The sequence below is a fragment of the Blautia caccae genome, from assembly GCF_040095955.1.
GTDB classification, from domain to species: Bacteria; Bacillota; Clostridia; order Lachnospirales; family Lachnospiraceae; genus Blautia; species Blautia celeris.
The window spans coordinates 182,844-206,918 of the sequence record NZ_JBBMFP010000006.1 but is presented as its reverse complement, the minus strand read 5'-3'; the positions used below and the strand labels follow the sequence as shown (position 1 = coordinate 206,918).

General features: G+C 44.2%; 24 protein-coding genes and 1 pseudogene. 20 read left to right on the top strand and 5 right to left on the bottom strand.

Annotated features, from left to right (window positions below; translation table 11 throughout):
- Positions 1-121 precede the first annotated feature (121 nt).
- From rpsU to WMO65_RS08935, 3 genes are all read left to right on the top strand, one after another.
- Complete coding sequence (gene rpsU / locus WMO65_RS08945; RefSeq protein ID WP_004222305.1) at positions 122-298, top strand: 30S ribosomal protein S21; 177 nt, start codon at positions 122-124, stop codon at positions 296-298.
- A 75-nt stretch (positions 299-373) separates the two neighbouring features.
- Complete coding sequence (gene cls, locus WMO65_RS08940; protein WP_033141796.1) at positions 374-1,909, top strand: cardiolipin synthase; 1,536 nt, start codon at positions 374-376, stop codon at positions 1,907-1,909.
- A gap of 137 nt (positions 1,910-2,046) precedes the next feature.
- Positions 2,047-2,643, top strand: a complete 597-nt coding sequence (locus WMO65_RS08935; protein WP_181014550.1) for a putative ABC transporter permease — start codon at positions 2,047-2,049, stop codon at positions 2,641-2,643.
- A gap of 164 nt (positions 2,644-2,807) precedes the next feature.
- Here the strand turns inward: WMO65_RS08935 and WMO65_RS08930 are convergent, their stop codons facing one another.
- Together WMO65_RS08930 and WMO65_RS08925 are read right to left on the bottom strand one after the other, a co-directional pair.
- Complete coding sequence (locus WMO65_RS08930; RefSeq protein WP_052099523.1) at positions 2,808-3,119, bottom strand: hypothetical protein; 312 nt, start codon at positions 3,117-3,119, stop codon at positions 2,808-2,810.
- Positions 3,120-3,295: 176 nt separating this feature from the next.
- On the bottom strand, positions 3,296-4,120 hold the full coding sequence (locus tag WMO65_RS08925) for a GNAT family N-acetyltransferase (RefSeq protein ID WP_148392744.1): 825 nt from the start codon (positions 4,118-4,120) through the stop codon (positions 3,296-3,298).
- 701 nt (positions 4,121-4,821) lie between these two features.
- Between WMO65_RS08925 and WMO65_RS08920 the strand changes: the two genes are divergently transcribed.
- Both WMO65_RS08920 and WMO65_RS08915 read left to right on the top strand, forming a co-directional pair.
- Positions 4,822-5,265, top strand: a complete 444-nt coding sequence (locus WMO65_RS08920) for a hypothetical protein (protein ID WP_148392743.1) — start codon at positions 4,822-4,824, stop codon at positions 5,263-5,265.
- Between the two features lie 94 nt (positions 5,266-5,359).
- Positions 5,360-5,491, top strand: a complete 132-nt coding sequence (locus WMO65_RS08915; protein ID WP_256157745.1) for a hypothetical protein — start codon at positions 5,360-5,362, stop codon at positions 5,489-5,491.
- 197 nt (positions 5,492-5,688) lie between these two features.
- On the opposite strand, the gene WMO65_RS08910 is transcribed toward WMO65_RS08915, so the two are convergent.
- Together WMO65_RS08910 and WMO65_RS08905 are read right to left on the bottom strand one after the other, a co-directional pair.
- Positions 5,689-5,943 carry a helix-turn-helix domain-containing protein gene (locus WMO65_RS08910; protein WP_148392742.1) on the bottom strand — a complete coding sequence of 85 codons (255 nt, stop codon included), beginning with the start codon at positions 5,941-5,943 and terminating at the stop codon, positions 5,689-5,691.
- A 224-nt stretch (positions 5,944-6,167) separates the two neighbouring features.
- A pseudogene (locus WMO65_RS08905) lies at positions 6,168-7,493 on the bottom strand (IS1380 family transposase).
- A gap of 245 nt (positions 7,494-7,738) precedes the next feature.
- Between WMO65_RS08905 and WMO65_RS08900 the strand changes: the two are divergent.
- From WMO65_RS08900 to WMO65_RS08885, 4 genes are all read left to right on the top strand, one after another.
- Positions 7,739-8,221 carry a hypothetical protein gene (locus WMO65_RS08900; protein ID WP_148392741.1) on the top strand — a complete coding sequence of 161 codons (483 nt, stop codon included), beginning with the start codon at positions 7,739-7,741 and terminating at the stop codon, positions 8,219-8,221.
- A 154-nt stretch (positions 8,222-8,375) separates the two neighbouring features.
- Positions 8,376-8,588 carry a hypothetical protein gene (locus WMO65_RS08895; protein WP_148392740.1) on the top strand — a complete coding sequence of 71 codons (213 nt, stop codon included), beginning with the start codon at positions 8,376-8,378 and terminating at the stop codon, positions 8,586-8,588.
- A gap of 252 nt (positions 8,589-8,840) precedes the next feature.
- The gene (locus WMO65_RS08890; RefSeq protein ID WP_148392739.1) at positions 8,841-10,304 is read left to right on the top strand and encodes a papain-like cysteine protease family protein; all 1,464 of its coding nucleotides are present in this window, start codon (positions 8,841-8,843) and stop codon (positions 10,302-10,304) included.
- 11 nt (positions 10,305-10,315) lie between these two features.
- Entirely contained in the window at positions 10,316-11,212 is an 897-nt protein-coding gene (locus WMO65_RS08885) for a hypothetical protein (RefSeq protein ID WP_148392738.1), read from the top strand.
- 351 nt (positions 11,213-11,563) lie between these two features.
- Here the strand turns inward: WMO65_RS08885 and WMO65_RS08880 are convergent, their stop codons facing one another.
- On the bottom strand, positions 11,564-12,055 hold the full coding sequence (locus WMO65_RS08880) for a hypothetical protein (protein ID WP_148392737.1): 492 nt from the start codon (positions 12,053-12,055) through the stop codon (positions 11,564-11,566).
- A gap of 220 nt (positions 12,056-12,275) precedes the next feature.
- Here WMO65_RS08880 and WMO65_RS08875 point away from each other — a divergent pair, with 220 nt between their 5' ends.
- The 11 genes from WMO65_RS08875 (at position 12,276) to WMO65_RS08825 (ending at position 24,044) form a co-directional block, all read left to right on the top strand.
- Complete coding sequence (locus tag WMO65_RS08875; RefSeq protein WP_033141793.1) at positions 12,276-13,439, top strand: D-alanyl-D-alanine carboxypeptidase family protein; 1,164 nt, start codon at positions 12,276-12,278, stop codon at positions 13,437-13,439.
- Positions 13,440-13,628: 189 nt separating this feature from the next.
- Positions 13,629-14,987, top strand: coding sequence for an MATE family efflux transporter (locus tag WMO65_RS08870; protein WP_033141792.1), 1,359 nt, complete (start codon positions 13,629-13,631; stop codon positions 14,985-14,987).
- A gap of 67 nt (positions 14,988-15,054) precedes the next feature.
- Positions 15,055-15,906, top strand: a complete 852-nt coding sequence (locus WMO65_RS08865) for a metallophosphoesterase (protein WP_033141791.1) — start codon at positions 15,055-15,057, stop codon at positions 15,904-15,906.
- A 1-nt stretch (position 15,907) separates the two neighbouring features.
- Complete coding sequence (locus WMO65_RS08860) at positions 15,908-16,858, top strand: AAA family ATPase (RefSeq protein WP_033141790.1); 951 nt, start codon at positions 15,908-15,910, stop codon at positions 16,856-16,858.
- On the top strand, positions 16,855-17,979 hold the full coding sequence (locus WMO65_RS08855; RefSeq protein WP_033141789.1) for a DUF58 domain-containing protein: 1,125 nt from the start codon (positions 16,855-16,857) through the stop codon (positions 17,977-17,979). Before WMO65_RS08860 ends, WMO65_RS08855 begins: the two co-directional genes overlap by 4 nt.
- Positions 17,976-19,184 (top strand): hypothetical protein, encoded by a 1,209-nt coding sequence (locus WMO65_RS08850; RefSeq protein ID WP_103731099.1) that lies wholly within the window; start codon positions 17,976-17,978, stop codon positions 19,182-19,184. The genes WMO65_RS08855 and WMO65_RS08850 overlap by 4 nt, the downstream gene beginning before the upstream one ends.
- Positions 19,185-19,306: 122 nt before the next feature.
- A complete protein-coding gene (locus WMO65_RS08845) occupies positions 19,307-20,071 on the top strand; it encodes a segregation and condensation protein A (RefSeq protein ID WP_033141787.1) in 765 nt (254 codons plus the stop codon).
- On the top strand, positions 20,061-20,630 hold the full coding sequence (scpB, locus tag WMO65_RS08840; RefSeq protein WP_033141786.1) for an SMC-Scp complex subunit ScpB: 570 nt from the start codon (positions 20,061-20,063) through the stop codon (positions 20,628-20,630). The genes WMO65_RS08845 and scpB overlap by 11 nt, the downstream gene beginning before the upstream one ends.
- 15 nt (positions 20,631-20,645) lie before the next feature.
- Positions 20,646-21,434 carry a zinc dependent phospholipase C family protein gene (locus WMO65_RS08835; RefSeq protein ID WP_148392736.1) on the top strand — a complete coding sequence of 263 codons (789 nt, stop codon included), beginning with the start codon at positions 20,646-20,648 and terminating at the stop codon, positions 21,432-21,434.
- 16 nt (positions 21,435-21,450) lie between these two features.
- On the top strand, positions 21,451-22,692 hold the full coding sequence (locus WMO65_RS08830; RefSeq protein WP_033141785.1) for an MFS transporter: 1,242 nt from the start codon (positions 21,451-21,453) through the stop codon (positions 22,690-22,692).
- Between the two features lie 116 nt (positions 22,693-22,808).
- Positions 22,809-24,044, top strand: coding sequence for a D-alanyl-D-alanine carboxypeptidase family protein (locus tag WMO65_RS08825; protein ID WP_033141784.1), 1,236 nt, complete (start codon positions 22,809-22,811; stop codon positions 24,042-24,044).
- Positions 24,045-24,075: the final 31 nt, after the last annotated feature.

The following is a 24,075-nucleotide window of genomic DNA, read 5'->3' as shown; positions in this document are numbered from 1 at the left end:
AAATAAGTCAAAATAGTTGACGTACGGCAAAAATCTGATATAATATTTGATGTGCAGTAAAAATACCCAGACAGTTGTATTATGCACAATCTACAACTGGAGGGAGGTTAGGTGTGAGACTATGTCAAATGTAATCGTAAAAGAAAACGAAACTTTGGATAGCGCTTTACGTCGTTTCAAGCGTAGCTGTGCAAAAGCAGGCATTCAGCAGGAAATCCGTAAAAGAGAGCATTACGAGAAACCAAGCGTTCGTCGTAAGAAAAAATCTGAAGCAGCTAGAAAACGTAAATATAATTAATGTGCAGTAAAAGCCTCTGGACAATACCAGGGGCTTTTTTACGACTCCGGAGCCAAAAGAGAGGATGGTGAGAAGATGAAAAAGATTATCGATCTGGTGTCCAGCCGGATCTTTGTATTTGTGCTGGCTGTACTGCTGCAGCTTGTGTGGCTGGTGGCGCTGGCCTGGGGTATGAGAAATATTTCCACCACTGTGGGATGGATCATGGATATTTTAAGTCTGTTTCTGGTATTATGGCTGGTCAATAAGAAAATCAATCCCTCTTACAAGCTCGCCTGGACGATTCTGATTCTTGTCATTCCCGTTTTCGGCGCAATTGTGTACCTGCTGTTCGGCGAATCCCGTGTGGCTAAGAAGATGACAAGGGAATCCGAGGCAGTCCTCAATGAAATCGGCAATTATTTCAAGGAAGATCCCAGGACAAGAACAGAACTTCAGGATATGGACCGGGGAGTATCCATCCAGTCTGCCTACATCCGGGATTACGCCGGTTTTCCCCTCCATAAGAATACCACCACAAAGTATTATCCGGTAGGGGATACCATGTTCGTGGATATGCTGGAGGAGATTAAGAAAGCGGAGCATTTTATTTTCCTGGAATATTTTATTATACATGACGGAAGAATGTGGAGAGAAATCCTTCAGGTGCTGGAGGAAAAGGTAAAGGAGGGCGTGGATGTACGCCTGATTTACGATGATATGGGATGTGTGACCACCCTGCCCCACAGATATTATAAAGAACTGCAGAAAAAAGGCATCAAGTGTGCGGCGTTCAATCCGGTGCGGCCTGTGCTGAACATTATCCTCAACAACCGGGACCATAGAAAAATTCTGGTAATCGACGGGCATACAGGGTTCACGGGCGGCATTAATCTTGCCGATGAATATATCAATGAGGATGTGCGGTTTGGGCATTGGAAGGATACCGGTGTCATGCTGCACGGTGAGGGTGTATGGAACCTGACGGTGATGTTTCTGCAGATGTGGGCAGTGATCACCCACACCAGAAGCCATCTGCCGGCGTACGGCCCTTATATCTATCACCCGGAAGAGTTTGAAAATGACGGGTTTGTACAGCCCTATGGGGACAGTCCCCTGGACAATGAGATCGTGGGGGAGAATGTCTATCTGAATATCATCAACCAGGCGAAGCGGTATGTGTACATCTGCACACCATATCTGATCATAGACAATGAGATGATGACAGCCCTGTGCCTGGCCTCCAAAAAGGGTGTGGACGTGCGGATCGTGACGCCGGGAATCCCTGACAAGAAGATGGTATTCCTTCTCACCCAGTCTTACTATGAGCAGCTTCTGGAGGCAGGGGTGAGGATCTTTGAGTACACGCCGGGATTCATCCACTCCAAATCCTTTGTCTGTGACGATGAAATTGCCTCTGTGGGAACCATCAACCTGGATTACAGAAGCCTGTATCTGCATTTTGAGTGTGCAGTCTGGATGTACCGAAGCAGGGCTGTGATGCAGGTGAAGGAGGACATGGAGGATACCTTCCCAAAATGCAGGGAAATCTGTATGAAATTCTGCCGCAGCAGAAATATCTTTGTGCGTATGGCGCAGAGTATTCTGAGACTTTTCGCCCCCATGCTTTAGGAAAAATAATAAAAGCGGCTATGTGTACAGGATTTTTTCTTTACAAGCCGGGGGCTCCCATGATAGAATGGGCACATAAAACTTACTATGAAGACACATGTTACGAGATGCGCCAATGATATAAGGGGAGATTAAGTATGATTTGGACAAAGAGTATGTTTGGTATAGATCTCTACCATGTCACCCAGTGGTTTTTGGTTTACAGTATCCTGGGATGGGTGGTGGAATCTATATACATGTCAATCTGTAACAGGCGGCTTACCAACAGGGGATTTGTGAGAGGGCCATTCTGCCCTATTTACGGAGTGGGAGCGTTGTCTGTGTTTTTTCTGCTGAGGCCGTTCTGCGGCAACCTTCTGCTGTTATATGTGCTGGGCTGTGTGTTTCCCACACTGCTTGAGTATGTGACAGCCAGGGTTATGCTGGCATTGTTCGGTGAAGTATGGTGGGATTATTCGGAGAAACCTTTTAATTACAAAGGTATCCTCTGTCTGGAAAGTACCATTGCCTGGGGGTTCTATACATTGGGCCTGTTTCTGTTTCTCCATGAAGGCGTGGAGCGTTTTGTGGACAGTTATCCGTTTACCGTGGGATACCGGGCCGGATCGCTGATGATCGCATTGTTTACAGCAGATTTTTTACATACCTTATACGAAAAGAAAAAAGACAGTCTGCCTGCCTCCTTGGGTGAGGTGAGAGAAGGGATACGCGCCCTGATTTACGGTAGATTTTAATGTTGAGGGACGCCTGAGGGCGTCCTTTTTAGTTGGTCTTGCGGGAGAAGATTTATGGCAGAGATTTGATCACAGTGCCTCGTGGGAAACGGAGGGAGGATTCCACGTAAATAAAAAAAGTGCAAAGCCATGATAATTCAGCGGGCTTCACACTTATATGGACATTATGCTATTTTGTTTTTCAGTTCGGCAATTTCTTTTTTGAGCTTTTCAACGTCTTCCATCAGATAATTGACTTTAATTTGATAGGCTATTTGCTGGTCAGTAATACTGTTGTTAGCATTGAGTTTTTTGACAAGATTACTGTAATTTTCTGCGAGAAGGGATATGTTTTTGTCACTTACATTTTCAAGATGGAGTCTTATGTCTGTTACCTGATCATCCATGCTGGACATCTTCTCTTCAATTCTCTCAAGATGTGAGTCTGCAGCGGTTACTTTTTGCAGCAACAAGTCAAGCTTTTCATCAACGGTCATTGTATTAACCTCCCTGCTTTATAGTGTATGTATTATACCATATGTATTAGTATGAAGTCTATGTAAACATTGTTTCACTATTTCCTGATAGTATATATAGTAAGGTATATATCAGCACGGGCAGATTTTCGGTTAGATTTTATCAGGAAAAGGATTCCAGATTGCCTTCTCTAGGATCATAAGGGGAGTCTGTATAATGAATATGTATGGTCCAGATAAAATCCCAGTTTTTCTGCCAGTGACCTTGAAGCGGTATTAGTAAACATACAATCCCAATAAGGCTCGCAGCCATCTTCTAATAATTTAGAAACAAATGATTCTGTAGCCATTTGTGAAAACCCTCTTCTTCTGTGATGTTCTAAGGTTTCAATTCCTATGGTATAAGTATTCTGATATACAAAATTGGTGATACAATAACTTACAATCTCTTTATTTTCTATAACACAAAATCCAAAAGCCTGTTCAAAAAAATAATCTAATGAATCCCACCAGCGCAAAATCTCTGATTCAACAAATTCCGGATTAAGTATCTCTGCTGATTGTATTAAATTCAAATCTATTTTTCGTATATCAGTATCTTTACACAGCCCGTTTGTTTTATGGTATTTCCATTTGTCAAAATCTAACTGATAGACGCATTGTCTGGATTTGATTAGTTCTTTGAAATTAAAGATTTTTTCCAGCACGGAATCCCACATAATACAATCGCCGCTAAATTCAAAATGATTCAGTCCGCTTTGTATTATACGGAATCTCAGGTGATTAATAATAAATTCTATTATTTCGGCATTGAATGTATGATTATCTGGATTGCCAATAAAATAAAACCCTTCAATTCCTTTAGACCATAAAAGTGCAGTGGCGGGGGTTTCCAATGAATCTACAAACACCCATCCCGTATTTATACCGCTTAATACAGCCATTATTTCGATATTGTCCCATTGTTTGTGGACTATATCTTTTATACTGCCAAATCGCTCTTTTTTTAGTTCATAAATCATAGGATTCCTCTCTGCTGTTTTAGAAAATAATAATTACATGTCCTTCTCCAGGCTTTTTATTTGTTATTGTATCATGTGGCTCTATGCATGTCTACTTTAGAAAATAATATATCATCTATCTCATCTCCATCAAATAAAAAGTGCATGGGATTGAAAATTTGACTTTGCATTTTAAGGCGCTTTTTATAAGCCGCCTTATATAAATAAAACGAGAAGAGAAGATGATGCAACATTTCGGTCTTTGATTGACACAGTTATATTAGCATAGAGCATTTTACTGTTGAAAAAGGGGGAATTGTTAAATGAGAGTAAGGAAAACAGGAAAAATATTTGTTATATTGGGGAGTCTGCTGCTATTATGCATATTATTTTTATCTGCCAGCGAACAAAAACGGAATGGGTATTACCAAGGAGAGGAAGAGGATGAGAATACAATTACCGGAAAGATTATAGAAGTCCGTGATACTTCGATTCTTTTATTGCACGAGGGAGATGTGAACGAAGGACTCATGGAAGCAGAAATAAAAAATGTCAAAATATATAGTCAAAATAAACAAGAAATAAAAGCAGATACACTGAAACCCGGAATGTATATTCGATTGTCAATTCAGGAAGGCAGTACGGTTATGGAGCGTTATCCCTTGCTGATCAGTGGTGCGCAGGAAATTCATGTTCTGGAACAGGGGAATGATTACATAGGTTTGTATCTGGATATAATAGAGGAGATTTATGGCAGAGATTCCGCCCTAAACGATGGAATGCGGGTTATGGCCCTGGACTTGACTCAGGTGAGAAATCTTTCTGACAGTGAAAAAGAGGCAATCCGGTATTTGCTTGAGCCACTTCTTGAGACCTGGCAAAAAGACAGTATCGGCAGCCCGGGAACTGTGAAGTGTCCGAATCCGAATGTGATTCTTGTAGCGGAGGAGGATTTGATGGAACAAGGGCTGTTAAGTGAAGATGGTTCATATTTTCCAGAGGGAATATTGATTAAAATAAGGACAGTAAGAAACAGAAAAAATAGTTTTACTTTTTCAGCTAAAAAATGGAGTTCCGGTCTTGGGGCAAATGGATATGATGACTGTAAAGCTTCTTTTAAGGAGGGAGCAGGGACATACAAGCTGAATTTTACATGGATTTCCTGAAGATAGCAGCGATAATGAGAAAGAGGCTTTCCGTATTCTATTTTTTATCCCGGTGTAATACAATTCTATAAGAGCATTTCTACGGGAGAGCGGTATGTTTCGGAAAGCATCTGTTTTTCTGGTCTTATTTTTCCTTATTGTCAATATAGCCCTGCCGGTTACGGTGCACGCGGAGGGGGAGGATTTGATCACCGCACCTCATGGGGTTCTGATGGAGACAAGTTGATTACAAGGCTCTTATTGGGCGTTGTGGCGGATTTGTTTGAGCATTCGAGATTTGCATACATAGTGATATTGTGGCTATAAGAGCCGTTTAAAGAGGATCAAGACACTATAAAAGGCATATCAGGTATTGACAAAATACTTGGTATGCCTTATTTTTTACATTTTTAGTTGAGAATGATTTTATAAACATCCAGTGGGCTACTTATTGTAATCAAGCCGCTTAAATATGGTGTTGTAATCGGTGTGCAGTATTTCAGCTAAAGCAATCAATTCACTGATCCTGATATTGTATGTACCGGATTCCATTTGAGAGTAGACGCTCCGGGAAATAGAAAAATTTCGTAGCTGAAGCTGTGAGACAATTTGTTCCTGTGTCATATTTGCTTCATTTCTTAATTTTCTAAGGTTATCACCTATAGAGATATCATCGCTTTGTTTTAACTTTTGAGCCATTATAATCCATACCTTTCGCTTGCATGTTTGAATGTTATTATTGATTCTAGTATAAATATTGAGCCTGAATTATTCATGAGGTCATAATCCTCATCCTATAATTCGTATTTTAAATTTTTGAACCAATTAGCATGATATGTGCATGGAATTTCATCTAAAAAAGGGCAGACTACCCCTATATTAATTCAAATCACATGGTTTGCTGTCAAGGTTCATGGTTACTGCTATTCCAGCTTTAGCTGCAGACTCCGGATGTTTTCCAATGTTTCAAAGAATTCATTTTTGTAGGGGCAGTTGCTACAAAGCTTGAATGTTATATATCTTGCTGAATGCACCACCTTGGCGGCTATTTTCAGCAGTTTCAAACGGATGGTATCAATCTGCTGTTTTCTCATCGATGCAGAAAGTGCCAGTCGTTTAAACCAATTAAATATGTTGTATGCAAATGCATGGATTTGGAGTCGGTTCGCATTCACAAGCTTTGAAGAACTGCTCACAGCAGCAAAATCAAATCCGTTTTTACTTTCTTTGATAAAGTTTTCCATGCTTCCACGTTTACAGTAGAACCTGATTACTTTTTCTGGTTCAGAATCCATATTGGTCACAATGAATGTGTGCATGTGGACGAGCTGTTCCATTGGCTTTTCAACCTTGCACACAACACGGCGCGGATATTCCCATGAGTTTGCCTGATATAAAAATTCACCATAGCAGACTGCATAGGAAACCATGTCATCTCTTGTTTGTTCCGTGAGCTCCTCATCAATATCAGAAGCAAGCTCACGCAGTTTACCATTTTCTTTTAATCGAATGGCATAAGATACACCATTGGCTTCACACTGATGATAAAGCTCCGGTTTAGTAAATCCGCTGTCACCCCTTAGAAGGAGCGGAATATCCGGATAATCAGTACCGAATTCATCCAACAACGGGTGAGGAAAATCCATTACTCCGGCAGAGGATTAATCGGTTCCGTTTCGGAGTTCGATTTTTAAAAGATCACCAGTGATTCCATCATAGCAGACCAGCGGGTGATAACCATGGTTTTGATAATGAAAGTTAAACCCTTCACCCTCCTGATGACCATAAGTATTCAAAAGCGTGGAATCCAAATCCAGAAGAAGCATTTCCGGTCTCTTTATAGAATAAACTACTTTTCAGAAACGATGCATCAAGTTGTAAAACTGATTTAGGGTATTCTCATCCATGCGATTGAAAAGCCTTGAAAGAGTCGGTTGTGAAGCAAGTGCATCTTTTGACAGAATTGCTGTTAGCACCGGATCATTGGTTAGTTCATCGGCACAGTCATCTTCAAAGTAAGTTCCAAGGATTTGGTAGATTACCTGCCAGAAATTTTCATCATCCTTGTGGAAGCGGACAGATGCACCATCCGTGGTTTTGAATTCTGATTTTAACAGTTTTACGAAACCAAGTTTGCAGACAAATTCTTTAATCAGAAGTAAACCTGCATCGGAGGATAAATCACCTCCGTCAAAATTTATTTTCAGATACGTATTGCTTTCTAATGCAGTGTTGTTTAAAATAGTCATTAAGAACTTCTCCTTTGTTTTTATTTGGCTTAGGCACCTAAATTTTAACAAACTTGAAGTTCTTTTTCTATGAAATTTTTTCACCCATTAGATGAAAGCGTAAAATGTCAAAAATACAAGTAACTATGCGGTTTTAACCGCTAAGGAATGAATTATCATTCAGGTTAAATGTTTCATTTATTCTTTTAACATTAGTGGTAGTAAATTTTATATGGGGAGTGCTTGGCGGAGAGCCAACTGAAAAAATGATCAATGCATTGGTGGATTTTAATCCACTGATTAAGCATAGTAGAGAAGCTGGGGTGGTTGATTTTTACTCTACGACCGGAAGAGTGCTACAGGAAGAACAAATTAATTTTCTTAAAAGTGCCAAACGAAATGTAGATATAATGGGATATTGTTTAGGTCTTATTATATTGGCTCATAACTATGATAGTGTAAGAAGTGACATAAGAACGAATGAACAACTATATATTTCATTGCAAAAAAAGGCGAAAAAGAATAACTATAAAGGAAAATTGCAGTATGTAAAGGTTACTAAAGGAATGATACTGAGCTATATTGATAGAGCCGATAATAAAATGATGGTAACGCCATATATGTATACATATAATTCACAAGATGATCCATTACTCAAAATTAATGGAAAAGACACACCATTATTTAAAATGTATGAGCATGAATTTACAGAATTATGGAATGAGAATTGTAATAATATGAAGGAGTAAAATCGCATAGAGTTTCTGGTTCGGTGATTTGAAAAATTGTCCTGATCTGTGGATACATCACCTAGGAGGTTCTGGGACAGCGCCGCCTTTAAAGATAATGTAAACACCCCGGGGTACACCTGTCCTGCTGCCCCTGATTCTTTGTGCCTATCAAATGAACCATGACAACAACATTCAAAATGAACTGACAGAAGGTTATGAATCAGCCATTGAGTCCTTTGAGAATATGGAAAGCACCCTGTCCGACCTCCAGGATACCCTGGCTGACACACTTGGCGACCTCCAGGGTGACATCCGCATCCTTGTCTTCACACTGAGGAGTTGCCTGAAAGCCATCCACCACCTACAAGATGACAGGATAGCATGATACAATAACTGTAGCTTATAGAACCACTAACCAGATCCTCATCCCCACCATCATCCGACCATCTGTATCGGTTCATTAAAAAATGTTAGAAATTTTGTCTTGACAACTAAGTCATTATAGTCAAAAACAGTCCCTTTTTATATAGGTCGAATCGTGTCGAACGTCTTTTGTTGCACAAATATGGATCAACTAGTATAATTGTATTTATAATTTGTTGCGCTACCATATAAAAGTAAGAAAGAGGTAAGTTCTATGAGAAAAAGATTTGTAGCCCTATGTGTATCAACATGCATGTTTGCCACAATGTTTGGGGGAACGATGGTACATGCATCAGAATCTCAGGTAACATCGCCCACACAACAAGAAAAAAAAGAAGATGAAACAACAGTTGACAATGGTGAAAATCAAACAGAAAATAATCCAGATATACAGGAACCGTCCGTACCAAATGAGGTAGAGACTCCTGATATTTCTCCTGATGAAAATAAGCCTGATAAGCCAGAAGAACCAGTAATCAAGCCAGAAGAACCGGGCAAAAATGAAGAGCCTGATAAGAATGAAAAAATTGATGATTATCTTCTGGAGACGGAAACTGACGACGTAGATGATAAGGATACGTGCATTGGTATTGATGGCGAAGAGGAGCCTTATGAAATGGCCGAGTACCTGAGAGCGACAACGGTACCAGGAAAATGGATACAGGCAGCAGATGGTCGCTGGTGGTACAAACATAACGATGGTACATATACAAAAAATGGTTGGGAATATATCAGTGGCAAATGGTATTATTTTGATGGATCTGGTTGGATGAAGACTGGTTGGATAGATTTAGGAGGAAAATGGTACTATCTCAAAGTTAATTCACCGGATAGTGGTTCTATGCTTACGGGTTGGCAACAACTGGGAGGAAAATGGTATTATCTGAAAGCAAGTTCGCCGGATATGGGACTTATGCTAACAGGTTGGCAACAAATTGGTGGAAAGTGGTATTATTTGAAGACAACTTCGCCTGATAGTGGTTCTATGCTTACAGGGTGGCAACAAATAGGAGGGGAGTGGTATTATTTAAAAGAAACTTCACCAGATAGTGGTTCGATGTTAACTGGGTGGTTAAAAAATAGTGGAAAATGGTATTATTTAGAAACTTCTGGAGCAATGATAAGTAATTGTACAAGAACAATAGGAAAAGCAAAATACACATTTAATTCTTCAGGTTCAGTTGTAACTACAGTTTTATCTGTAAGTAGGAAGCAACAAGAAAAGGGTAATTGGTGTTGGGCAGCTTCTGCTCAAATGGTAGGTAAATATAAAAATCCTAGTTCAAGTATAACTCAAACACAAATTGTCCAACACATATATATACTAAACGTTAACTGGGGTGGGACCCATACAGGTGTAAAAAAATCAATTGAATACATTACAAATAAATCAGCTACGGTTCAAAGACAACTTGGAATATCGCAAATAGACAAAGAAATTAATGATCAAAACGATCCGTATGTAATCTATGTCAATTGGAACAATACATCAAGCCAACTTAATGGGCACTATTTAGTAGTTCGTGGTTTAAATAAAAATACGGCTAAAGTTAACATTCTAGACCCAGCAAAAGGATGTACTAAGACAGATCTTTGGTATGATGGTTATAAAATGAGCGGTGCGGTTTCTTATCAATCTGGAACAGGATACTATCAAAATTCCATTACTATTGATTAGGAGGAGTAACAATGAAAAGGAAGAGTAGAATTATTGTACTGGGGTTATTGATTTCAATGCTATTTATAGTTCAAGATGTCATGGCGGGTCCAATAGAAAAACTTAAGGATTCAGAGGATTATGATTCAATATATAATCTTGAAAGTCAAATTGTTCAATTTGTAAATAATGGCCCAACGACATCATCAGGAGGACGACAAATTACAATTGATGATGTTGATATTGATAATGCGGTTAAGGAATACTTAGATACACCTTTAATTGAGGATAAGATTATTGATTATGATGAAGTGATGAATGCTTTAAGCCAAAGCCCATATATGTGGATTGTTTCTATTCGTGCTGATGATATTTTATATGAAGCTTGTGTTACAAGGGAGCGAGATGAAAATGGGCATCAAACTGGGCCATGGGGAGTAGAGGGGGTATATGTATATGAGCCGGGGAATTTAACATTAGAAGAACAACTAAATGCATCTTTAGAAAAAAATGAAATTGGAATGGATGAATATAAATTTCTTTTAGTTGGAGGTGTGGCTCCTATTAGGCAGCCGTTATTCATAGCTCTTGATAATGAGAAAATTTTGTATGTTATTCCAGCGCGTACATCGGCTGCTGCAATGATAACTGACAGCAGTAAAACGCGGAGTAATATGTATGCAGATGAAGAACTTGAGCCTTCAGATCCAGATGGATTTCAGGCATATGATTTTAAAAGTGTAATGCAAGCGGCAGCAAATGTTCCAGATGCGATTGGACAAGGCGGTGGGGCAGCAGTAATAGATATTGGGAAAAAGCCACAGTCGATTGGACTTTATATGATAATAGCAGCAGTGGTTATTATACTTATAATTTTTGTAACAGTCCTTTTCAGGAGGAATAAGTCAAAATACAAATATAGATTGTAATAATTTATATGTTTTAAAGAACACACAGATAATATAAGATGATTTATTTCTAAAAAATATCCCCTTTTGGTAAGAAGCGTTACATTTGATTGCCCAAAGGGGGATATTTATGCCATTATAAAAATTCAGATCACATATTGCAACCCACATCGAGCAGTTGCGAAAATATTTTGGTTGATTAAAAAAATCCCAATGCTTTCCGATGGAATCCACATAAAAATATATGCTAATTAAATGCATAAGATGGATTTTCACCGTAAAATTCTCTGAATTTTCATCGTTCAGGGAGGCATGTCATAGTAAATCCAACTGTTAATAAGAGCAACTTTGCCCCTTACACTTCCTTTCACGTTATTTCAATTTATTTTTTTGCGAACTGCTCGATATGGGTTGCAATCTGGATGGCCCAGGTTCGACCAATTCTTCTTTTATAAAATCAAAATAATCCTTCTGACCTACCAAAACTCCGCCGACTGCTGCTTCAGTTACAAAAATGCTTAACGATTTTTCGACAAGCACATAATTTTCGCCATCAGTGATTATTTCTTCAGAAGGAAATAGCTTTTTCAATTCACTAATGAGATTTTTTTCTGGTATTCCCATAAGCTGCATGTCGTTTAAGCAAACATCTATTTCAGTGTTTACAAACTGTATTGCTATACAAGATTTATTATCCTCATCGTAATATGCGATAAAGTCCCGTGACATGTCCCGCCTGATTTCATCATTTTCTCCAAGAAAATAAGTTTCCTCAAAGTTAGGCATATTCTTGACTACTTCTTCAGGAGACATACCGATAAAGTCTTTTCCTTCATATCCCTTAAAGAGTTTTATATTATACATATAATCCGTCCTGTTCTTCCATCATTTGTTGAGGAGTATAATATCCCTGCCAAATCCAACAATCTTGATTATTGTATCAGATTACATGCTTGATTACAATGAGTAACTTCATCTACTCGACCCTGAAGATAGCAGCGATAATGAGAAAGAGGCTTTCCGTATTCTATTTTTTATCCCGGTGTAATACAATTCTATAAGAGCATTTCTACGGGAGAGCGGTATGTTTCGGAAAGCATCTGTTTTTCTGGTCTTATTTTCCCTTATTGTCAATATAGCCCTGCCGGTTACGGTGCACGCGGAGGGGGAGGATTTGATCACCGCACCTCATGGGGTTCTGATGGAGGCTTCCACAGGGACCATAATCTACGAGAAGGACAAAGACACCAAGGTCTACCCGGCAAGTATTACGAAAATCATGACCCTGGTGCTGATATTTGACGAGATTGCCAAGGGCACCCTACATATGGAGGATGAAGTGACTACAAGTGCCTACGCTAAGTCCATGGGCGGTTCCCAGGTCTATCTGGAGGAGGGCGAGAAGCAGACAGTGGAGACCATGATCAAGTGTATTGTCATTGCCTCCGGAAATGATGCCAGCGTCGCCATGGCGGAACATATAGCCGGAAGCGAAGCGGAGTTTGTCAAACGTATGAATGAGAGGGCAGCAGGACTTAACATGACAGGAACTCATTTTGAGGACTGCTGCGGACTGACGGAGTCCACCAACCATTATACCACCGCATATGACGTAGCCCTTATGTCCAGGGAGCTGGTGACAAAATATCCCAAGGTTCTGGATTTTTCCTCTATCTGGATGGAAAATATCACCCATAACACGGCAAAGGGGAGCAGTGAGTTCGGCCTTACCAATACAAACAAGCTGCTGCGAAGCTATGACGGCTGTGTGGGCTTAAAGACAGGGAGTACCAGCCTGGCAAAATACTGCGTCTCCGAGGTGGCAAAGAGAAACGGGATCACTCTGATAAGCGTGGTGATGACAGCACCTGACTATAAAGTACGGTTTAAAGATGCTGCGGCGATGCTGAATCTGGGTTTTGGCGCCTGTAACCTTTATGTGGATGAAAACAAAGACAGCCTGCCGAAGGTTCCGGTGAAGGGAGCCATTCAGGATAAGGCGTCTGTATCCTATGAAGGGGATTTCCGTTATCTGGATACAAAAGGGGAGGCTCTTGATAATGTGCAGAAGAAAATTAACCTGAAGAAGAGCACAGATGCCCCGGTGAAGAAAGGCAGTAAAGCCGGGACCGCGGATTATTATCTGAACGGGAAGAAAATAGGCAGTGTGAATCTGCTTTTTAGTGAAAAAGTAGAGAAGGCCGGCTACATGGACTATGTGAAAAAAGTATTCAAAACATTTTTCTGAAAAAATAAAATTAGGGTATTGCAGGATAGAAATGTTTGCATTATAATAGCCCGGTAACAAAAAGACGGAGGGTGCCCGCTGGCACCTTCCTTTTTCGTGAAAAAATGACTTGATGGCAGGAAGAAGGCAGAACCTGCGCCTTTTTGCCTGCCGGCGGACACATTGTTTACAGAGAGAATGAGGAGAGGCATGCAGAAAGATATGACGGCCGGCAGCCCGGCAAAAGCGATTGTAGGATTTACAATTCCGGTATTTATCGGAAATATTTTTCAGCAGTTTTACAGTATGGTGGACACCATCATCGTAGGAAAATTCGTGGGTACAAAAGCACTGGCAGCAGTGGGTAGTGTGGGTACCATTAACTTTTTGATCATAGGCTTTATGCTGGGACTGACCGCGGGATTTACGGTACTGACTGCCCAGAGATACGGTGCGGGGGATATGAAGAATATGAGACGGACCGTGGGGTCGGCAGCCGTGCTGTCCCTGATCGTTACTATTGTCATGACTCTGGTGAGTATGCTGGGAATGCATGGGCTGCTGGAATTTATGCATACTCCGGAGGATATTTTCGGTGATGCGTACCGGTATATTATGATCATCTGCGGCGGTATATTTGCCACGGTGCTGTATAATCTGCTGGCAAGTGTCTTGAGGGCGCTGGGAAACAGCCAGGTGCCGCTGTATTTTCTGATCTTGTCGGCACTGCTGAATGTGGTGCTGGACCTGCTGTTTATCATTGTATTTCATTGGGGAGCAGCGGGTGCGGCCTATGCCACTGTGATCTCCCAGGGTGTTTCCGGTGTTCTCTGCTTGGTGTATATAGCGAAGAAAATGCCGGAACTGCGGCTTCAGAAGGAGGATTTTCGTCTGTCAGCCCATATTGTGAAGATGCAGGTGGGAATCGGCATTCCCATGGCGCTCCAGTTTTCCATCACCGCCATTGGTACTATGATGGTGCAGTCCGCGCTGAATATGCTGGGCTCCATGGCTGTAGCTGCCTTTACAGCGGCCAGCAAGGTGGAGCAGATTGCCACACAGGCTTATGTGGCTTTGGGAACCACCATGGCAACCTACTGTGCCCAGAACATGGGTGCAGGCAGAATTGACAGGATCCGTATGGGCTTCCGGGCATCTACCTGGATGGGTGTGGTTTACTCCCTGGTGTTTGGACTTCTGACCGCTTTCTTTGGAAAGTACCTGACCTATCTCTTTGTGTCAAGCGATGTGCAGACACTGATGGGGCAGGTGGATATCTACCTGAAATGCGCCTCCCTGTTTTTCATTGCCCTGAATATTGTAAATGTATACCGAAACGGCATTCAGGGCATGGGATATGGTATACTGCCCATGATGGCAGGCGTGGCGGAGCTTTTTGGCCGCGGTATCGTGGCTCTGGCGGCAGGGCTGAACAGGAGCTACCTGCTTGCCTGCCTGGCAAGTCCGGTTGCCTGGGTATTTGCAGGTGTGCTGCTGCTTTTCATGTACCGTCTGGTTATGAAGCAGCAGGAAAAGGTTTTCGGCAGCAGTTTCAAAAAAAGCAGATAGTCTTACTTTTCTTTTTTCTCTTTATGGGGTAAAATAGAGAGAAAAGAGAGAAGAGCAGGGAATATTTGTGAAGAAATTTGTGACGACTACTTACAGGATAACAACAGATAAGATAAAAAGACATCCGCTGAGATTCGTGATGATTAGTGACCTCCACAATGTGATGTTCGGGGAAAGAAATGAGCCGGTTTTTGAAAAGATCAGGGCTCTTAACCCGGATGCCATATTGATAGCCGGAGACCTGGTGCTGGGAAAAGAAGACGCGTCCCTGAAACCGGCTGCGGCATTTTTAAGCGAGGCCGTTAAACTGGCACCCGTATTATACGGGCCGGGCAATCACGAGCAGCGGATGAAATTATTCACAGAGGAATACGGGGGCCGATTCTCTGCGTTTGAGAAGAAAATGAAACAGATGGGTGTCTCCTATCTGGAAAATGAGCGTGTCGTTTGGCAGATAAAGGGGGAAACCGTGGCGGTGACCGGGCTGGATCTGCCTATTGAATATTATAACAGAGGGCCTCAGAAGGGACCGGGAAGAAAAGAACTGGAAGGGCTGATCGGAAGGCCCGACAAAGATGTATATGAGATCCTGCTTGCCCATACACCCAGGTTTGGGGATGACTATTTTGCATGGGGGGCGGATTTGATTCTGTCCGGGCATTACCACGGGGGAATCATGCGGCTTCCGTTTTTAGGCAGTGTTATCAGCCCTGATTTTCGTCTGTTTCCCCGCTATGCTTACGGGGAATACAGAAAGAAAGACAATACGCCTGCAAAAAGGGCGGGAAGAAGACAAAGAGTAACAGGAAAGGAACAGATCATGATTACAGGTGCGGGACTGGGTGAGCACACACTGCCTCTTCGGATCAACAATCCGAGAGAACTGGTGGTGCTGGAATGTCTGCCGAAAGAGGTGTGAAATGGAAGAGAAAAACGGTATGGTAAAAATACGTGAAAATGTGGGGAAGGTGATTGTGGGAAAAGAAAAGGTGCTGGAGCTTCTTCTCACTGCCCTGACTGCCGGAGGCCATGTCCTTTTGGAGGACGTGCCCGGAACAGGCAAGACGATGATGGCGAAATCCCTGGCCCGCTCCATGGACGGGAAATTCTCCCGCATTCAGTTTACGCCGGATCTGCTGCCCTCTGATGTGACGGGGCTAAACTATTATAACCAGAAGGCAGGGGAGTTTCTATTCAAAGAAGGACCTGCTTTCTGCAACATTCTGCTGGCTGATGAGATCAACCGTGCCACGCCGAGGACTCAGTCAAGCCTTCTGGAGTGTATGGAGGAGCACCAGATTACCATTGACGGGGAAACCAGGACACTTCAGGAGCCTTTTTTTGTCATTGCCACTCAGAATCCGGTGGAGACCACAGGCACATTTCCGCTTCCGGAAGCGCAGATGGACCGTTTTTTTATGCGCCTTTCCATGGGGCTGCCGGACAAGGAGGAGGAGCTGGCCATCCTGGACCGTTTTGAGGACAGACAGCCTCTTTTTGAGCTTTCCTGTGTGTGTACAAAGGAAGAACTTCTAAATGCAAGAGAGGCATACAAAAAGGTATATGTGCACCCGGATCTGAAGTCCTATCTGGTGGAGGTGGTGCAGGCCACCCGAACAGCAGGAGATGTGATCGCAGGTGTAAGTCCAAGGGGTACCCTGGCTCTTTTTAACGGCGCGAAAGCTTATGCCTATGTAAAGGGCAGGGATTATGTGGTGCCGGAGGATATAAAAACCGTGGCGGTTCCCATTCTGGCCCACAGAATGATCATGACCTCCGGATACGGACAGGAGGAGAGCGGCAGCCAGGCAATTCAGCGGATCCTGAATCAGGTCCCTGTACCCACAGAGGAGTGGAAGAGAAAAACATGACAATTTTTTTGCTTTTGCTGGGAGCCGTCCTGCTGCAGTTTTTGGCGGAGTGGTTCTACCGAAAGAATTGGGACAGGCATCTGGAGGTAAATGTAAAATTCCAGGAACAGCCCGTCCACGAAGGGGAGAAGGCATACCTGACGGAAACCATTGAAAACAGAAAATGGCTCCTTCTTCCCATGCTGCAGGCAGCCTTTCGGGTACATAGAAACCTCTTCTTTGAGGAGGAGGAAAATACCAGTATCTCCGACTATACCTATAAAAGAGATATCTTCTCCGTACTGTTTTACCAGAAAATAGAGCGGGAAATCACATTTCTGGCAAGGAAAAGGGGATACTACGAGATTGAGCAGGCAGAGATTCTCACAAGAGGCCTTCTTATGAACCGTGAGATGTATCGGACCATGCCTCTTTCCACCCATCTGTATGTATATCCGAGAACGATTCCCGTCTCCCGCATGGAAATTCCCTTTAAAAAGCTTATGGGACAGGTCTTGGTACGGCAGCGGATGTATGAGGACCCTTTTTCCTTCCGCGGCCTGCGGGAATACCAGCCGGGGGACCCTATGAATAAAATCAACTGGAAGGCCTCCGCAAAAGAAGGCGGTCTTATGGTAAATCTGCTGGATTCCACATCCAGTGCCCAGGTCCTCATCTATCTGGATGTGGAGGATGAGACCATATGGAAATACGAAGAGATCCACGAGGCAGGCATTTCCCTGGCCGTCTCCTTAGCAGAACAGCTTCTGCAGAGAGGCATTGCCACAGGCCTTGTCACCAACGGCAGGGATCACATCACAGAGGCACCCATCGCCGTTTTGCCCGGCACGGGAAGAGGACAGCTTGTAAAACTGTATCAGAATCTGGCAAGACTGGATCTGGACCTTCCCGCCGGAAAGTTTCCCGAACTTTTAAGTGCGCAGCGCCGTCTTTTGTCAGAAGGCCGGGGTATCCCTGTTCTTATTTCCAAAAATCAGGGCCAGCCTCTTTTTACAGAGATGGAAACACTTGCGAAGGCCGGGGGCAGCGCCCTGTGGATTTCCACCCTGTACAAGGATATGGAGTGGAAGCTTCCGTGCTCGCCCCACATGGAGATCATACGCTGGGAGGTGCCGAGATGAAAATAGATCTGCTGGTTGTATACCGCTTTTTTCATACATTTCTTCTGACGGACAGTCTGGCACTTTTGATCCTGTCTTTCGGCGGGGATATCACGCCGATTCAGATGATGAAAAGCCTGCTGCTGTTTGTCCCCATACTGCTCTTATACTGGATACAGCGCCGCTTTCAGAGTCTGCTTCTTTTTGCAGTGTCAGGTGCAGTAAGCCTGGCAGTTCTGTATACTGCCTCTCAAACGGTGTGGGAGAGAGCAGCGTTCATGGTCTGCGGAGCTCTTCTTGTGCTTCTGTACTTCTTTGAGCGGGCGGGAAGCGGAGAGAGCCTTCTTGTGCGGCCTTCCTACGCGGGGCTTCTGATTTTTGCAGGTATCTATATCTATACACTGGCATACCATAAGAGCACTCTGGGAACGGTCATCTGTCTTTTCACAGGGGCTTATTGGCTGCTCACCATTCTTTCGGAAAACCGGCGCTCCCTTCTGAAGCTGTATGCACAGAATGAGAAGCTCCACAGATTCCCGAAAAACAGAATCGCGGAGGGGAACAGGATCGCCCTGGGCGGTTTCTGTGTTCTTGTCACTGCGGGAATGATATTTCTGCCCATGTCCGGCTTTGACAAGGTCTTACAAAGAATTGGGCACCTGCTGGTACGTCTGCTTCGGAGACTTCTGGCAGGTCTTGGCGGGGCGGAGGAGCTGATCCAGGAGGAGCCGGAGATGGCGGAACAGATGCCGTTTTTTCCGGGAGAATTTAAGGAGGCTTCCCCTTTCTGGCAGGCGCTTTTTCAAATACTGGAAAAAGTGTTTGTTTTACTGTTTCTGGCAGCAGTTGTTTATCTTGTCTGCCGTATCCTTTATGATTTATATAAAAAATACCATGAAACCGTTCTTACGGACGGGGACCGCGTGGAGTTTCTTTCCCCCGTGAAGGGAGACCGGAAAGAGGGATTGAAAAAGAGAAAGAGAAGCGGCAGCCTTTTCTCTGCCCGCTCCGCAAATGAGATGATCCGCAGATATTATAAAAAGAAGATAGAGAGCACTGCAAAAAAGACCATCCCTGTGTCATTGGCCCCGGAGGAGATTGAGGAGACAGCAGGGCTGTCGGGTGCCGAGGGGATGGAAGAATTCCATGAGATATATGAGAAGGCAAGATACGGGAAAGAAAGATGCGGACAGGATGAGGTTTTGAGGATGAGAGAGCTGAGGTGACAGTTTGGCCGGTCCGGACCAGACCGGGGAAGATGATGTAAGGAATATTCTGGACTTTTTACTGAAAATAGTGTAGAATGTCGTAAGCGGTATGCCCGATACCATGGAAAGGATGAGAATAAATGGGAATCCCGGTAAAGCTTCCGGTGTTTGAGGGGCCTTTAGACCTGCTTTTACACCTGATTGAGAAGAATAAAGTAAATATTTACGACATTCCCATTGTGGAGATAACGGATCAGTACATGGAGTATATTCACCAGATGGAGAGGGAAGATCTGAATATCATGAGCGAGTTCATGGTCATGGCGGCAACCCTCATTTCTATCAAATGCAGGATGCTTCTCCCAAAAGAAGTCAATGAGGACGGTGAGGAAGAAGATCCCAGAGACGAACTGGTGCGTCAGCTTCTGGAGTATAAGATGTATAAATATATGTCCTATGAACTCAGGGACCGGATGGCAGAAGCGGCAAAAAGTATCTATAAGCTCCCCACCCTTCCAAGGGAAGTGGAGGACTACAGGGAGCCTGTGGATACCAGCGAGCTTCTGGACGGGCTGACACTGGGACGTCTTCACAAAATTTTCCAGGATGTATTAAAACGCCAGGAGGATAAAAAGGACCCCATCCGAAGCAATTTCGGCAAGATTGAGCAGGAGGAGGTCAGTCTTCCGGAGAAAATGACCGACGTGGAGGAGTACGCCAGAAGACACCGGCGTTTCAGCTTTCGTGACCTTCTGGGAAAACAGGCCAGCAAATTCCAGGTGGTGGTTACATTTCTGGCGATCCTGGAGCTGATGAAGACAGGAAAGATATCTATCAGGCAGGAGCATATTTTTGACGATATTCAGATTGAGAGCAAGGAGGCAGGGGACCCGTATGGAAATTGAACATCTGGAAGGCGCTGTTGAGGCGCTTTTGTTTGCTATGGGGGAATCCGTAGAGGTTTCCGCCATTGCCAAGGCTATAGGACATGATACGGAAACCACCAGAAAGATCATTCGGAATATGATGCTGAAATATAATGCCGGGGACCGGGGAATCAAGATCATAGAGCTGGAAAATGCATATCAGATGTGCACAAAGGAAGAGTATTATGACTATCTGGTCAAGCTTGCCCTGCAGCCGAAAAAGGCGGTGCTGACAGACGTTATGCTGGAGACACTCTCCATCATTGCCTATAAACAGCCGGTCACAAAACTTGAAATAGAGAAGATACGCGGTGTCAAGTCTGACCATGCGGTGAACAAACTCATGGAATATAATCTGGTACAGGAGGTCGGCCGTCTGGACGCACCGGGAAGGCCGCTGCTCTTTGGAACCACGGAGGAGTTTTTAAGAAACTTCGGGGTTCAGGGGCTGGATGAGCTGCCGGAGCTGGACCCGGTACAGATAGAAGATTTCAAGGCAGAAGCAGAAGAAGAAATTCAGCTTAAGCTGGATGTATAAACGGGGGAAAGAGACATGCCAACAACTTACACACATGACATTTTCGGCAAGGAGGTATATAAAAGACTTCCTTCTGAGATAAAAGAGGCAATCAGGGAATCCAAAAGTATGTATCTGATCGGCCTGCACGGACCTGATATTTTGTTTTACTATCAGCCCCTGATGAAAAACAGGGTGAGCGGGCTGGGACACCAGGTTCACCAGAGAGAGGCCGCAGAATTTTTCTGCCAGGCTGTTGTAAAATACCAGGAGGAGCCGACTGCGCAGATGTTATCCTATCTGCTGGGATTTGGATGCCACTACATTTTGGACAACACCTGTCATCCCTATGTACGGCGGTTTGAAAAGGAAACCGGTGCGTCCCATTCAGAGATTGAATCTGAGCTTGACCGGTACTATATGCTGCGTGAGGGAAAGGACCCGTTTACCTACAGACCTGCCGTAAATATCTTCCCCACAATGGAGGGCTGCAGGACCATAAGCAGGGCCTTTGGGAAGATCACAGTGAAGCAGGCGGCAAAAGCACTTCACGGTATGAGATTTTACACCGGAGCCCTTGTCTGCAGCAGCAGCCTGAAGAGAAAGGGACTGCTGGGAATCATGAAGCTGTTTGGATGCCGGGACACTCTGGGAGGCCATATCATACCGGCAAAGCCGGACAGAAGATGTGATATGGCAACAGATGTACTGCGTCATCTGTATGAGGAGGCATTGGATGAGGCGGTGGAAGCACTTACAAATCTGTACGGCTGCATGGTAAAGGAAGAGCGGCTGTCGCAGCGCTTCGGCAGAAATTTCGGCTGAGAAGAACGGGGGGCATATGAAGGGATTAACCAAACTGGAGAAACAGTGGGTACTGTATGATGTGGGGAACTCAGCGTTCGTCATGCTGTGTACCACGATCATTCCCATTTATTTTAAGAATATAGCCACAGCGGAGGGGATTTCCCTGGCGGATTCCACAGCGTATCTAAGCTATGCACTGTCTGTGTGTACCATCCTGGTAGCGCTCATGGGTCCGGTGTTCGGAACCCTGGCGGACACAAAAGGGTATAAGAAACCCATGTTCGCCACTTTTTTTGTGATCGGCGTAGTCGGGTGTCTTTCTCTTGCCATACCCAAGGAATGGCTGGCTTTTCTGGTGGTACTGGTGATCGCCAAGACCACATATAGTATGAGCCTGATCTTCTATGATTCCATGCTGGCAGATGTGACTGTGGATGAGAGGATGGACATGGTTTCCTCCCATGGCTATGCGTGGGGGTATATCGGGAGCTGTATTCCCTTTATCGCCTGTCTGCTCCTCATACTTTTTGCAGAGAAGCTGGGTATCTCAGGCGTTACGGCAACCATGATCTCTTTTGGGATCACAGGGATCTGGTGGTTTGCAGTCACGATTCCCCTATTGAAAAATTATAATCAGAAGCATTGGGTGGAGGTAAAGGGCAGCCCGGTAAAGGAGAGCTTTTCCAGACTGAAAAAAGTGCTCTTTAAGATCAATAAGGACAAAAAGGTGCTTTATTTTCTGGGCGCGTTTTTCTTCTATATTGACGGCGTTTACACCATCATCGACCTGGCTACCTCCTACGGAAAGGACGTGGGAATTGATGACACGCATCTTCTTCTGGCACTGCTGCTGACACAGATTGTAGCGTTTCCCTGTTCTCTTTTGTTTGGAAAGTTCTCGGCAAGATTTAAGAGTGAGAAGCTGATCAAAGTATGTATACTGGGATATTTGGGAATCGCACTGTTTGCCCTTCAGCTTGACAGGGCATGGGAATTCTGGTTCTTAGCAGTCTGCGTGGCTGTATTTCAGGGGGCCATCCAGGCGCTTTCCAGATCTTATTTTGCAAGGATCATTCCCAAGGAAAACTCCAGCGAGTATTTCGGGTTTTATGATATATTCGGAAAGGGAGCGGCGTTCATGGGAACCATGCTCATGGGCATTTCCACACAGTTGAGCGGAAGTTCAAGGACAGGAGTGGGAATGCTGGCGGTGATGTTTATCATCGGATTTTTCCTGTTCGGAAAGACAGAGAAAATCAGCCGCAGCGCTGCATGACAAAGAACGGAAGCTGTACTGTAACCGGGGCGGACCGGTTTGGTACAGCTTTTTGTTATAATCCTCCCGGGACAGGCATATAATGTATAAGAAATTTTGTGTGCAGGGATGGAAGCATGAAAAAAATTATAAGCTGGATTTTGGTATGCGCAGTGATAACTGGGTGCTTCGTGGTACATAGAGATACCGTCTGGGCAGAGGAAAATGGACAGGGTGTTGGCAGCCTGTACGCCACCTCAGCGGTACTTATGGATGCGGACTCAGGAAGGATACTCTATGAAAAAAACGGGTTTGAGAAAAGGCCCATGGCCAGTACCACTAAGATCATGACCTGTATTCTGGCTTTGGAGAAGGGCAACGCGGAGGATATTGTGACAGCATCCGCCTATGCGGCATCCAGGCCGAAAGTACATCTGGGAGTGACAGAGGGAGAAACCTTCCGTTTTGGAGACCTTTTGTATTCCCTGATGCTGGAGAGCCACAATGATGCGGCTGTGATGATCGCGGAACATCTGGGAGGAAGTGTGGAGGGATTCGCGGATATGATGAACGCCAAGGCCGGAGAACTGGGGTGTGAGGATACTTATTTTATCACACCCAACGGCCTGGATGCCGCTGTCACAGTGGGGGAGGAACAGAAGGTGCATTCCACAACAGCGGCAGACCTGGCACGTATCATGAAGTATTGTATCAAAGAATCTCCCTGCAGGGAGGAATTTCTTAACGTGACAAGGACGGCCTCCTACAGTTTCTCGGACGCGGAGGGAAAGCGGAGCTTTTCCTGCAACAACCACAATGCTTTTCTGAACATGATGGAGGGTGCCCTCACCGGAAAAACCGGGTTTACGGCAAATGCCGGTTACTGCTATGTAGGTGCCCTCACCAGGGACGGCAGAACATTCATTGTTGCCCTTCTGGCATGCGGATGGCCGAATAACAAGACCTACAAATGGAAGGATACCACAAAACTTATGAATTACGGGCTGGAAAATTACAGTTACCGTTCCTTTTCTGACGCGGCACTTCCCGATATACCGGCAGCCATACCGGTTCAGAACGGACAGAGTGAAACCCTGGGAGATACAGCCCTTACTGAGGTGGAGGCTGAGACAGCTAAGGACTTCGGTATGCTGATGCGCCGGGATGAGGAAATTGAAGTGAGTTATGAGGGAAAAGAGACTTTGAAAGCACCGGTCAAAGCGGGAACGCAGGTGGGAACCATCACTTACCGGGTGGGAGGCCAGACATTTCTCACTTGTCCGGTGAAAATCAGGCAGTCTGTCAAGAAGATAGATTTTCCCTGGTGTCTGGAAAAGACCATGGACAAATGGGCATTCGGCGCAGCGGGCTGATCGCGGGGCACTTTACAATTTTTGACGTTGT